15 protein-coding genes are annotated in these 11,501 nt (G+C 42.1%); 5 read left to right on the top strand and 10 right to left on the bottom strand.

Features of this window, described 5'->3' with window-relative positions; genetic code table 11:
* Positions 1-511: 511 nt before the first annotated feature.
* The 7 genes from DW088_RS06815 to DW088_RS06785 form a co-directional block, all read right to left on the bottom strand.
* Positions 512-817 carry a hypothetical protein gene (locus tag DW088_RS06815; RefSeq protein ID WP_002304425.1) on the bottom strand — a complete coding sequence of 102 codons (306 nt, stop codon included), beginning with the start codon at positions 815-817 and terminating at the stop codon, positions 512-514.
* Between the two features lie 85 nt (positions 818-902).
* Complete coding sequence (locus DW088_RS06810; RefSeq protein ID WP_002304423.1) at positions 903-2,276, bottom strand: site-specific integrase; 1,374 nt, start codon at positions 2,274-2,276, stop codon at positions 903-905.
* Between the two features lie 4 nt (positions 2,277-2,280).
* Complete coding sequence (locus tag DW088_RS06805) at positions 2,281-2,904, bottom strand: helix-turn-helix domain-containing protein (protein WP_002304420.1); 624 nt, start codon at positions 2,902-2,904, stop codon at positions 2,281-2,283.
* A 117-nt stretch (positions 2,905-3,021) separates the two neighbouring features.
* Positions 3,022-3,258 (bottom strand): helix-turn-helix domain-containing protein, encoded by a 237-nt coding sequence (locus DW088_RS06800; protein ID WP_002304418.1) that lies wholly within the window; start codon positions 3,256-3,258, stop codon positions 3,022-3,024.
* Positions 3,259-3,264: 6 nt separating this feature from the next.
* Positions 3,265-3,669: a type II toxin-antitoxin system PemK/MazF family toxin gene (locus tag DW088_RS06795; protein ID WP_002304415.1), complete on the bottom strand. Its 405-nt coding sequence runs from the start codon at positions 3,667-3,669 to the stop codon at positions 3,265-3,267.
* A gap of 517 nt (positions 3,670-4,186) precedes the next feature.
* Entirely contained in the window at positions 4,187-4,492 is a 306-nt protein-coding gene (locus tag DW088_RS06790) for a helix-turn-helix transcriptional regulator (RefSeq protein WP_002304413.1), read from the bottom strand.
* Positions 4,493-4,754: 262 nt separating this feature from the next.
* On the bottom strand, positions 4,755-5,318 hold the full coding sequence (locus DW088_RS06785) for a hypothetical protein (protein WP_002304412.1): 564 nt from the start codon (positions 5,316-5,318) through the stop codon (positions 4,755-4,757).
* A 286-nt stretch (positions 5,319-5,604) separates the two neighbouring features.
* Here DW088_RS06785 and DW088_RS06780 point away from each other — a divergent pair, with 286 nt between their 5' ends.
* Complete coding sequence (locus tag DW088_RS06780) at positions 5,605-6,054, top strand: helix-turn-helix domain-containing protein (RefSeq protein WP_002304411.1); 450 nt, start codon at positions 5,605-5,607, stop codon at positions 6,052-6,054.
* Positions 6,055-6,105: 51 nt separating this feature from the next.
* Positions 6,106-6,660, top strand: a complete 555-nt coding sequence (locus tag DW088_RS06775) for an ImmA/IrrE family metallo-endopeptidase (protein ID WP_002304410.1) — start codon at positions 6,106-6,108, stop codon at positions 6,658-6,660.
* Between the two features lie 162 nt (positions 6,661-6,822).
* On the opposite strand, the gene DW088_RS06770 is transcribed toward DW088_RS06775, so the two are convergent.
* Positions 6,823-7,200: a helix-turn-helix domain-containing protein gene (locus DW088_RS06770; RefSeq protein WP_002578940.1), complete on the bottom strand. Its 378-nt coding sequence runs from the start codon at positions 7,198-7,200 to the stop codon at positions 6,823-6,825.
* Positions 7,201-7,582: 382 nt separating this feature from the next.
* Between DW088_RS06770 and DW088_RS06765 the strand changes: the two genes are divergently transcribed.
* The 3 genes from DW088_RS06765 to DW088_RS06750 all read left to right on the top strand — a co-directional run bounded on the left by DW088_RS06765 (position 7,583) and on the right by DW088_RS06750 (position 9,380).
* Entirely contained in the window at positions 7,583-8,215 is a 633-nt protein-coding gene (locus DW088_RS06765) for an N-terminal phage integrase SAM-like domain-containing protein (protein ID WP_235844072.1), read from the top strand.
* Positions 8,216-8,233: 18 nt separating this feature from the next.
* Positions 8,234-8,971, top strand: coding sequence for a 23S rRNA (adenine(2058)-N(6))-methyltransferase Erm(B) (gene erm(B) / locus DW088_RS06760; RefSeq protein ID WP_118219131.1), 738 nt, complete (start codon positions 8,234-8,236; stop codon positions 8,969-8,971).
* A 145-nt stretch (positions 8,972-9,116) separates the two neighbouring features.
* Positions 9,117-9,380, top strand: coding sequence for a topoisomerase DNA-binding C4 zinc finger domain-containing protein (locus DW088_RS06750; RefSeq protein WP_118219135.1), 264 nt, complete (start codon positions 9,117-9,119; stop codon positions 9,378-9,380).
* A gap of 301 nt (positions 9,381-9,681) precedes the next feature.
* Here the strand turns inward: DW088_RS06750 and DW088_RS06745 are convergent, their stop codons facing one another.
* A complete protein-coding gene (locus DW088_RS06745) occupies positions 9,682-11,094 on the bottom strand; it encodes a relaxase/mobilization nuclease domain-containing protein (RefSeq protein WP_002578945.1) in 1,413 nt (470 codons plus the stop codon).
* A gap of 62 nt (positions 11,095-11,156) precedes the next feature.
* A complete protein-coding gene (locus tag DW088_RS06740) occupies positions 11,157-11,441 on the bottom strand; it encodes a hypothetical protein (RefSeq protein WP_002578946.1) in 285 nt (94 codons plus the stop codon).
* Between the last annotated feature and the right edge of the window lie 60 nt (positions 11,442-11,501).

The following is an 11,501-nucleotide window of genomic DNA, read 5'->3' as shown; positions in this document are numbered from 1 at the left end:
TGAAATTACCGGGAGAAGGAGGAACAAAAAACGCTGCAAACCCCGAAAAAAGGCTTGCAGCGGTGCTTTCTGGCGTCCCAGAGAGGATTTGAACCTCCGACCCCACGCTTAGGAGTAGACCCGATACGACATCGGGAAGTGGCATCTAATGCTTAAAAATGCTTGGAAATACAAGGTTTTTCAGCATTTCAAATCCCATCTGATACTACGCTGTGATAGCTAATTCAGAGGGATTTTACACCGTCCGATTGGCTCGAAATTAGCAAGTCTTTCGATTTTTGGTGGACGTTGCAAGTGCAAGTAAATGTCACTATGTAACTTCTCGTGATGCGAAATGATAGGAAATCCTATTCATTCTCGTGTGAGGGTGCGGGTGTCCTTAGACACAGATTTCAGTCTGTTTTATATATCATTTCAAAATGAATTTTTCAACCAGAATTATTAAGAATTTCAAAGGTTTTTCAGACTCAATGATTCTATGTAATTTAGACCCGCCGAAGCAGGTCTTTTTTTATTTCAGCATAATCTCTCTATCCTCAGCGCCGAGCATATAAGCACCCTTGGCAAAAGCATCCCTTGCAAGAAGCTCTGCTACATCAACCCTATCGAACAGCATCCATATTTCTTTCTCTTTCGGAGTCAGTTCATGGCTATGGTCAAACAAATGCTCAAGTCCCAATCCTTCAAGCAATGCCGACTTTGCTGCTTTGTATTCCTCAGCTCTGCCAACATATTCGTCGTTCCTTTCCTTGGAAAATGCCTCGATATTGTCAGCTCTCAGATGCTCGTAATACTCGTCCATAAAGATTCTATCCATACTCGTTGACCTCCATAACAAAAAAATAAGGGCAGACCCTTTTACAGCTATTGTAGCTATGTAAAAGGATCTGCCCTTGCAGTTACTATAATGTTTTTGCCAGCGACTTCAGGAGTGCTGCCATTTCCGGATTTTGCAGAAGCTTCAGAAGAAGTTCTTTATCATCAGCGGAGCTTTCCGTTGCGGCTGGTTGAACCGGCTCAGGCGTTGCCTGTCTGCCTGAGTAGAACGCAGCTTCCATTCTTTCAGCGTTCAGTCTGCGGTCATCGTCGATGATATGGGAGTAAACATCCGCTACCATCTTGACCTGTGCATGACCGGAATCGCCTTGAACGGATTTCATATCGCCGCCGTTCAGCTTCAGCTTGTAAGTGATACTGGAATGTCGGAGACTATGGAAAACCACTTTCGGCAGTCCCTTCTCCTCAATCAGCTTATTGAAAGCACGGTTGATAACCTGCCCCTCAATCGGCTTGCCATTGGAAGAACAGAAAACCAGATTGAAGTCTACGAACTCGTCACCGAAAAGGTCTTTCAGTTCTTCGATGTCAGCCTTTCGCTGTACCAACATTTCCGCTACGGTTTTCGGTAAGAACACCTTGCGGACACTTGTTTTGGTCTTAGGAGTTTTGAGAACCAATGCGGTATGCGTACTGGCGAAGGTCGGTGGGAACTTGAACATGATGTCCTTACCGTCCAGATCTGCCATCGCTTCACGATTTACTCTCTGCAACTCCTTTTCAACGAAGATGCTTGCCTGACCAAGTTCAATACTGGTGGGGGAAATGTCAATACAGTCCCAGGTAAGCCCCAGAAGCTCGCCCATTCGCAGGGAACAGGAGAAGGCAAGGTTAATAGCCAGACGAAGAATATCATCGTCACAGGCTTCCAGAGCCTTCTGGAGCACTTCTGCTGTCCAGATATCCCTGGTCTTGTGTTCTTCTTTCGGCAGCGTAGCGTGCTCCACAGGGTTTCTGGTCATCAATTCCCACTTGACCGCTTGATTGAAAGCATTTCGCAATGTCTTGTGAACCTCTCGGACAGTATGCGGAGTCAGATATTCTGTACGGGCTTTTACATACTTAGAAGAAACCGCTTTGACAGAAAGCAAATCTCGGTAATACTTGTCCATGATTCTCGGCGTGACATCCTCCAGCTTCATATCACCGATGAGGGGACGAATATAGTTTGCAATCAGGCTCTTTCTGCTTTCATAGGTAGACATCGCCCAGGTGTTCACACCATAGATTGACATATACTCATCCAAAAGATCATTGACGGTTTTAGCAGAAGGGGGAATAAAGGTTCCGGACTCCTGCTCATATTCAACCTGCAACTTCCTTTTCTTTGCTTCGGCATTCGTTTCAAAGGTTTCCCACTTCTGACGCTTGTTGCCGTTCTCATCGGTGTATGTATAAACCACAGAATACTTCTTTTTTCTCTTAACGATAGATGCCATGTAATCAGCTCCTTTCCTGTCTATCTTCCGCTAACTGGTAGCGGGTCTGATTGTGATACCATTTTTCAAAGCTCTCTTTGGTAGCTCGCTTATACCTGCCAACCTTGATAAGCTCAAAATCTTCATTGGCAACGATATAGTAAATGGTCTGACGATGTACCCCAAGCATTCTTGCCATTTCCGGCAGACCGTAGGTGGATGCCATAATATCTGCATCCAGTTCCTGATCCTCTACCGTGCGGTAATCGGTTTGAGAAGCATACCATCTTTCAAAGCTCTCCTTTGTCACTCTGCGCTTGCCCAGGACATCGACCACATCAAAATGCCCTTTGGCAACCAGTTCGTAAGCAGTCGCTTCTTTCAGCCCAAGGCGCTGTCCAAGCTCCTCCATTGAATATGTAGTTTTCTTCAATTCCTCGCCGGGAGGGGTTCCATCGACCTTCTGGTATTTGAACTGATTGGCATACCATTCTTCAAAGCTGTCGATCATCACCCTCATGGTGTTGCCGACAAGAATGGTTTTGAAGTAATTCTTCTTAATGAGCCAGTATGACTCCGTTTTACCAAGACCGAGCATCCTGCCCATTTCCAGAACAGACATACTCGTGCGTTTTCTCATTTCCGCCATCGTACAACCTCCTATGTAAAAAATGTAGCCATGTGTTTCTTGTCATGGCTACATTTTATCGAACTCTCAATATGTTTTGAAGTTTGTCGCCGGGTTGTACGACGCCCTTGACAAATCTTACATTTGATGATCCAACCACTCATCAAAACTCTTTTTGGAGATTCTGATACTGCCACCGATGCGGACGCTATGGAAAACTTTCTTTTTCACAAGGTTGTATGCGCTGGTTCTGCTGATGCCCAGAATATCCTGAATCTCATCAACCGTATAGGTTCTCTTATCAAACTGAACTGCGTTAGCAGCCATCGCTTCTTCGGTGCGCTGATTCATGGCAGCGATTCTTTCTTCAAACATTTATGTTCACTCCTTCGCTCTCTTTGCTTTATGTTTTGGGGAACGCTTTTTCAGCTGTTCCATTGCCAGGCTGACAGATAAGGCTTTCTCAATCGCTACCATTTCACGGGGCGTTACCTTACCTAAGTAATTATCAATCCTGCTTTTATCAATGGTACGAATCTGTTCCAGCTGAACAACGGACGCTTCTTTGAATGCAGGATTGTCGTAAATAACAAAGTGCGTCGGCATATTCGCTTTCTTATGGATTCTGGTGGTGACCGTTGCCACAATCAATGTGGGAGCGTGTTTATTACCGGTATCGTTCTGAATGACGATAACCGGACGGATGCCGCCTTGTTCCGACCCAACTACCGGGTCCAGCTTGGCGCAATAAATATCACCACGGCAATATACCCAATTTTCTTTCATCATGTGCCATGACCTCCTTTCGTTGGCTATGTAATAACTGACTGCCAGAAAGGAATCAGGCAGTCAGTCCAAAAGTCTATGTGTCCCATATTTGCCACGCACCCCTGGGAAAGAGGGCTTACGCCCTCAGGGAATCACCGAACGACTGATTGCGAATCAGTTCCATAGGAATCTAACCTCTGCCGGGTTCTCCGCCAGCTCCGTAGAGAAGTATCTTTAATCCTGTTGCTTTCATGGCCGTATTGGGAGCAACCCAATATTTACAAGCCAGTATTGATCGCTGGCATCGGGAGAGAGACAAGCGCTTAATTTATAGAAGAAAGTCGTTCTGTTTCTCTATCCGATACGTCTCGGCGTACCGCTGATGTGGCTGATGCTCTCGCACCGGCAACAGGAACGTATTCGATGACTGTGTATTCAGTTTTCAAGGATCAAGCAGCCGATTTTCTTTGGCTGTATCTAAATTGTACCTGTTCCTCATGCAAGTTTTTATTGCCTCGTAGGTATAGTTTTGAGGTTATTCACGACCTAAAAATATGTAATCAAGGGTTGTCTCAAAGCGCACAACCAGTTCGATTGCCAAATCAATAGAGATACCTCTGTTGCCGGTTTCAATTCGTGCAATGGTGTTTGCGGCAACACCTAACTGCTCCGCAAGCTGTTCCTGTGTAAGCCCATGTTCCTTTCTCAAGGCTTTAATTCTTTTTCCGCTTTCAACCAAGTCGTAATACATTTTCGTTCCTCCGTGTTTTTGAATTTGTGAAGTTGCAAAATCAAAAACAGCGGGAGGAGATCGTGCCCGATTCTCAATACCCTTTGCCATCTGCCTGTCCTCCTTGCAGGCATAAAAAAAGAGCCGGAGTAAATTACTCCAAGCTCTCGTTCATGCCTTTGTGTTAATTATGGGGGAAAATAGGCAGGTATAAAAAAAGCCCCGTACCCATTACAGGCACGAGGCGTAACTCTCTCTATTCAATTTTATGCCGCTATCTCCCAGCATAGCCATTTTAACACTGGACAAGTCGGACTTTCAGTAGGGGAACCGTCGTATTTTCATCGGATTTTAGTCGGACTAAAATCCTGTCTTAGCATTCACAATAACACAATGCTTCTTCCTCCCGGGCACTTTCCAGGAAATCTTTCAATTTAGGAATGGCTGTTCCCCAAAGTGACAGACCAAATAACAGTATCGCTTCTTTCTTTCGGTCATAGTAGGTGCTGCGTTCCATATTCAAAACCTCCAGCATTTCTGATTCCCTGTACTTGAAGCGGTTGAGATATGCCTTTGAGATAATCTCACAGTACAGAGCGCCTTTATCTGGATATTCTCTGATTTTCAACATAGCCATATCTACCAGTTCAATGATCCACTTTGTCTCAAATAAGCTGCGAATGCGTTCTTCAAATCGTTCTCTCGCTTCATCCGGAGCAAAGTTCTCCAGATAAATCAATGCACCATCTAAGCTGTCACCGTAAGTACAAATAAGGGTATCACATACATCATTCGCACGATCAATGGTAGACCAGCACACCTCTCGATATATGGATAAAATCAGCTTTGCTCTTTCATACAGAACCTTCTCGTCAATGTTCTGCATCCGGCAAAGCATTCGAATACTGCTTAATACCTGTGTATTATATCTGCTCATTCAGAATCTCCTTTCAGCCTAATCCATAAAATAAGAATTCCTTTCTAACTCCTGTCACTTGGCTAAAGGGAAACAAATACCATGGGACAAGAATGACTATAACTTCCGATATTTGATTAAAATAACAGAAGTGAAATCGGAAGTTCTTGACTTTATAAAAGTTCCGATATATAATTAAGTGGAATTAAAACTTCTGTTATGATTCTTATTATAGCATTTTCCAGAAGTTTGTCAACAAATAATCGGAAGTTACGAATAAATATTTTTTGAAAGGAAGGATACTACCATGACATTTGGAGAAAAAATTAAAGAAGCTCGTTTGGCTATGAACCTATCTCAAACGGAGCTTGCCCAGATGACCGGCATTTCCGAAAGATCCCTTTACACCTATGAGCAGCTCGGAACACTCCCCAGAAAAAGCAACATCAGAAAACTTGCTGAAGCACTGCATATCTCTGTGTCCTATCTTTTGGACGAATCTGAAACGGATAGCCAGAGCCATATAGATCAGGATATGTTTATTTTAGAGGCAAAGGAAAACTTCGGTTCAAAAGGAGCAAAAGAAGCTCAGGAAGTGTTGGGTCGTGTAAATTCTCTGTTTGCCGGTGGAGAATTGGACGAGGACGCAAAAGATGTATTCTTCCAGGCGATTATGTCAGTTTATATGGACTCTAAGAAAACAGCACGGGAAAAGTACACTCCGAAGAAATACAGAAAGCATAAAGATAAAGAGTAAAATCCTCAAGCACAGAATATGTTTTCTGTGTGCGATTCGGAGGTGAAGCAAATGAAAACGGCAGAGCATATCATTGAAACTGTCGATAAGCTTGTGCGAAAATATCACACCAGAGACCCTTACGAGCTATGTCAGCTGTTAGGTATCAAAATCCACTATTACGATTTACAGAAGAAATTGAAGGGCTTCTTCTATTACCAGTCCAGACAAAAGAATATCGTGATAGATCACAATGTGAACGGTATCCTGGAGCGTATATTAGTCGCACATGAATTAGGACACGCTGTCCTGCATACAAAAATCGCTATGATGCACGGCTTTCAAGAAATGGAAGTTTTTGATGATAGATCAATCGAAGAAAATGAAGCAAACTTCTTTGCGGCGGAGCTTCTGTTAGAAGATGGGAAAGTCCTGGAATGCCTTTCGGAACACACATTTTTTGAAACGGCTAAAATGCTCTATGTACCGGCAGCATTATTAGACTACAAATTCAGCCTGCTCCACGAAAAAGGAGAGCTGGTAAATTCGATGTATATTCGTAAAGCAGATTTCCTGAAAGAAGATCTTCATGCCTACGATAACGACATTGGTTATGGCGATATATGAATATCTATTTTTATATCTTTACAGAAAAAGTCCACCAGTACGATGCGTAGTGCATCATGACTGGTGGACTTTTTGCTTCTTAAAGAATCAGTATATTGTGCTGCAAAAAAGAACCCCATAGCAGTTCACTCTGTACCGTCAATGGGCTTCTTTTTCATTATATCAATCAAGCTCCGCTTTTTTTATCATCTCTTGCTGGTCAATCAAGACATCAATCAACTTTCCTACGGTTATCAATGTTGTTACATTACACTTTTTCAGTTTTGCAGCAATCTCATTATCAATGATGCTGTCGCATTTTGCATATGGGGTATCCAGTAAAAAATAGTCAAAGTTCTTTTCCAAGACGAATGCCAGTTTTAGAAGCATTGCCAAAGAAACTTTCGTCTGTCCAACTTCAACATGGCTCATATGATTGTTCGAGCAACCAACCAACGCACCCAAATCAGCCTGACTATAACCCTTTTCCAGTCGGGCAGCTCTAATGCGCTGACCAATCTTAACGTAATCAATTTCCGGTTGCGTTTCAATCACCTCCATGCTGTGTATGATTCTGCTATACATTATAAAATGTACCAAAAATCTCAACAACCAACATCGGGTGCAAGTTGCATTTATAAATGCAATATGATAAAATTTTATAGGCAGATTGCATTAAATGATAGAATGAAAAGAACCCCAAGACGACAATATGAGCTATCTTGAGGTTCTTTAAAATAAAAAATTCGTAGAGTACATTACTCCACGAATCGCATTCTTCTCTGTTTTTTTTAGTTTATATCTTTATTTTACAAATTGTCGCACTGTTTGTCAATATGTTAGGGACATAAAACACGAGGTTTTGCACAAAAATCCATCTTAGAAAGTTCCAAAGTCACAATTTGCCGTCAGAATTATAGTCATATTGAAGGAGGTGTACCTTATGGCACGAAAAGGAGAAAATATTTACAAAAGGAAAGACGGCAGATGGGAAGGAAGATACATTAAGTCCCGATCTTCTACAGGCAAAGCCAATTACGGTTATGTTTATGCAAAGTCATATCGAGAAGTCAAGGCAAAACTTATCAGTCAAAGTTCGTGCACGAGTAATTCTGTCACTGTCGATCCAGAAATTAGCTCAGATCAATTTGAACAGGTTGCTATGGAATGGTTTCAAGCTATATGTCCTAAAGTGAAGGAATCTACAAGCAACAAATATAGGAATCTTCTCAGCTCGTATATACTTCCTGTGTTCGGAAGCAAACAATTGCGTGATATAACACACGAGTTTATTGAAACGCAGTGTAATTTTTTCCTTGTTTCTGGTGGATTAAAGGAGAATGGACTTTCCTCTAAAACTGTTTCAGATATTTTATCTCTAATTCGAAATGTCTTACAATTTGCCACCCGAAACGGGAAAGCCATTTCTTGTGACGCACGATCTATACAGATAAAACGTCAAACGAAGGAAATGAGAGTTTTGAGTCGTGCTGAACAGGAAAAATTATGCCAATACTTGTATTCTAATCTTGATTCCTGCAATATTGGTATATTAGTAGATGCTAAAAATTTGTAATTAAGAAGGAGTGATTACATGAACAAAAATATAAAATATTCTCAAAACTTTTTAACGAGTGAAAAAGTACTCAACCAAATAATAAAACAATTGAATTTAAAAGAAACCGATACCGTTTACGAAATTGGAACAGGTAAAGGGCATTTAACGACGAAACTGGCTAAAATAAGTAAACAGGTAACGTCTATTGAATTAGACAGTCATCTATTCAACTTATCGTCAGAAAAATTAAAACTGAATACTCGTGTCACTTTAATTCACCAAGATATTCTACAGTTTCAATTCCCTAACAAACAGAGGTATAAAATTGTTGGGAGTATTCCTTACCATTTAAGCACACAAATTATTAAAAAAGTGGTTTTTGAAAGCCATGCGTCTGACATCTATCTGATTGTTGAAGAAGGATTCTACAAGCGTACCTTGGATATTCACCGAACACTAGGGTTGCTCTTGCACACTCAAGTCTCGATTCAGCAATTGCTTAAGCTGCCAGCGGAATGCTTTCATCCTAAACCAAAAGTAAACAGTGTCTTAATAAAACTTACCCGCCATACCACAGATGTTCCAGATAAATATTGGAAGCTATATACGTACTTTGTTTCAAAATGGGTCAATCGAGAATATCGTCAACTGTTTACTAAAAATCAGTTTCATCAAGCAATGAAACACGCCAAAGTAAACAATTTAAGTACCGTTACTTATGAGCAAGTATTGTCTATTTTTAATAGTTATCTATCATTTAACGGGAGGAAATAATTCTATGAGTCGCTTTTGTAAATTTGGAAAGTTACACGTTACTAAAGGGAATGTAGATAAATTATTAGGTATACTACTGACAGCTTCCAAGGAGCTAAAGAGGTCCCTAGCGCCTACGGGGAATTTGTATCGATAAGGGGTACAAATTCCCACTAAGCGCTCGGGACCCCTTGTAGGAAAATGTCCTAAGTGTGGCAACAATATTGTATTAAAAAAATCGTTTTATGGTTGTTCAAATTATCCTGAATGTACCTTCACTTTAGCTGAACATTTTAGAAAGAAAAAACTCACCAAAACAAATGTAAAAGAATTACTAGAGGGAAAAGAAACCCTGGTAAAAGGAATCAAAACGAAAGATACTCAACTCATCCATGCAACGATGATAGGGTTGCAGCATTGCAAAATTTAGGTGTACCCTATTCTCGATACTAAATTCATAATCTCACAAATTGGCAAGCAGTGTAAACCTGTACAGGTTCACTCATTTTCTCGATTTTCCCTTCGGTGCAATCTTCGCAAATTTGCTTGTTGGGGAAGCATCCCCAATCCCCTTTGAACATCATCTGCCGATGATGGCTACACGATTTTCAATCGTTTCTCAAAGAACAGTAGAATAAAAATTTGCCCATGGTTGAAAGCACCGAAATCGAAAAGCAAAAAAGCAGCCACGATCCGCACCCTTTGGGGAGTGCAGACCGTGGCTTTTTGCTTTAACGGAAGTTCTTCTTTTCCTCTTTCTCTTTCTCTTTTTCCTGCTCTTTCTGCCTGTCGATATTCAAAATCGTTTCAACCGTCCGTTTGGCAATCAGCAGTTCTTCTTTCTCTTTTCTGATCTGACGGTACTCAGCGTAGTCCTGCTTTTTCTGGACTGCCAGCTGATGAAACTCCTCATACAATGATTGCATGGACGGGAGCTTTGTAATCTGCAATTCATCAAAGGCTTGCTTCGCCGCTTTATGAATTGTGATTTCCTGACGGTGTTCTTCAAAGAATTTTTTGCTATATCCAGACTTGCGGTACTCGATATAAATTTGCCTTGTGTTGCGATAATTTTTGATGTGCTGCTGCAACGCCTGAACCTCAACCATACGTTTCTCTGCGACCTTGATAGAATCAGAAAGCGCATCGAACCGGGCAGACAGATTTTCAATATGAGCAGTCAGATCGTCGTAGTTGCCCAAGCCTTTTTCTTTCAGTAGGATTACCGTTCGGGCAGCTTCTTTTCGGTTGAACTTCTTCGCCCACTTTTCATAACCGACCGTCTTGCCCTCGGCCATCTTTGCCTGAATATCAATCAGCATCTGGAACTGCTTCGGGGCAGGAGCCTTGGCAGAGCCGCCTTTTGATTTGTGCAGGTTCTTGCCGGAGATAACCGCTTGAATTTCCTCTTTGCTATATCCTTCGCCCAGGGAACGCAGCCGAATGAAACGCTTCTGATTCTCGCCCTTGAACGCAGGCTGCTTTCCATCCTTGAACTCAAATCCCATGTCAGCCAGAGCCTGAACAAAGCCATCAAAGCTCTTTGGTTTCTGCTTCAGCACCGCATCAATCGCATCACATAATTCGTCACGCTGGGTACGCTTCTTGGGATAAACAGTTCTTTTCTGGCGCTCCCGATACGGCTTCGGTGTAATAATGGACAGCCCGTGTTCCAGGCAAACCATATCACTGAGTCTTTGCACCGCCAGACCGGAAAGAAAGAAGTTTTTGAATTTCCGTGTGGCATCCAGCGAGGTCGAATTATAAATGATATGATTGTGAATGTGGGATTTGTCGATGTGGGTCGCAACGATGAAAGCGTGTTTTCCCTTTGTCCATCGCATCGCTGTTTCATAGCCGACTTGGTTCGCTTCTTCCGGGGTGATTTCTCCCGGCTTAAAGGACTGGCGTATCTGGTATGCGATGATATTGTTCTTCTGCTGTCTGCCGGTAATATGCTGATACTGCCGTTTGGAAAGCAGAAATTCCTCATCTGCTGTCTTTGGATCACACTCATAGGAACTGATAAATTCGCCATCATTGGTTTTTGCGGCATTTTGTGAGTAGTCGGTTCTGTCTGCCAAACATTGAGCGACCGTCTTTCCCTTATTCACATGGAGTGCAATCAATCTTGTCGCTGCCATTCCCATCACTTCCTTCCCAAAAAGAAAAAGCCACCGGTCGGTGACTTTTCTCTGATATTATCTTATGACCTGATAAATGCTCCCAGACTTTCTCCAATATTCTCGACTTTCATAACAGCCCAGACGAGCAAGAACACCGCTGCTATTGTCGCAATTCCAAGAACCACAAGAATAAGCAGGGACTGCCACAAAGCCTTTACAATGCAGTAAATCGCAGATCCGCCAATGACCAAGAGCAATAAACCAATTACATAGGACACAACATTTGTAAGCAGATTTCCAAGAATGCAAATCACTTTTACAACGAACAGCACCGGCAGTGCCAATATCTTCAATACCAGCTTCATAGGCTCAACCCCTTTCTTTTAATTATATTGTACAAGGGTATCTGCCATAACGCAATGATG

The organism is Butyricicoccus sp. AM05-1, assembly GCF_003474415.1.
In the GTDB taxonomy this organism is placed as follows: Bacteria; Bacillota; Clostridia; order Oscillospirales; family Butyricicoccaceae; genus Agathobaculum; species Agathobaculum butyriciproducens.
Note: the sequence above shows the minus strand (reverse complement) of the source record. Positions and strands in the feature narration are given on the sequence as shown.